The sequence below is a fragment of the Leptospira venezuelensis genome, assembly GCF_002150035.1.
Taxonomy (GTDB): Bacteria; Spirochaetota; Leptospiria; order Leptospirales; family Leptospiraceae; genus Leptospira_B; species Leptospira_B venezuelensis.
This window is the reverse complement of record NZ_NETS01000017.1, coordinates 1-549: the sequence shown is the minus strand read 5'-3', so window position 1 is coordinate 549 and position 549 is coordinate 1. Positions and strand designations below refer to the sequence as shown.

1 protein-coding gene is annotated in these 549 nt (G+C 38.6%); it reads left to right on the top strand.

Annotated features, from left to right (window positions below; all coding sequences use genetic code 11):
* Positions 1-267 precede the first annotated feature (267 nt).
* Positions 268-549: hypothetical protein (locus B1C82_RS20345; protein ID WP_157894075.1), on the top strand; the 282-nt coding region annotated here is incomplete at its 3' end.

Here is a 549-nt window from a genome sequence, read left to right as displayed (position 1 = left end):
CAGCAGAGAGTTGGTTAAGCATGCAGACAAAGTTAGATTTATGGACTGCAATGCAAGAAAGACCTAAGAATATAATCAAGTTTCCAATCTCAGCGTAATAGAGCCAAACCGTCGTCTAACTATCGGTGCTTCCGCTACGCTTCGAGATCGCTTACGCGACTCTCGCTCGGGCTACGCCACATTTGCTTCTGTCACTTCGTTTGCATAAGCAAACTCGTGCCATCGCAAACGTCGGAACACCTTGGTCGTTATACGCCATGATGAACAATGAAAACTATTAAAAAAAATATTCTATTTACAATAATACTACTAGTTAGCTGCATAAAAGAAGAAACAAATACTCCACTTGGCATTTTAACAAAGGATAAATTGCTCAAAAACCAATGGTCTAGTTTTGGAATGTTATTTTCTTATGGGAATATGATGACGTTTAAAATGGACGACAGTTATATTGAAGAATTTATAGGTGAAGGCTGTGGAGGAAATTCTGGGAAGTATACTTTAGTTGGAAACACGGTTCACTTAGTTGCTAGTGAAAACTCCTTATGT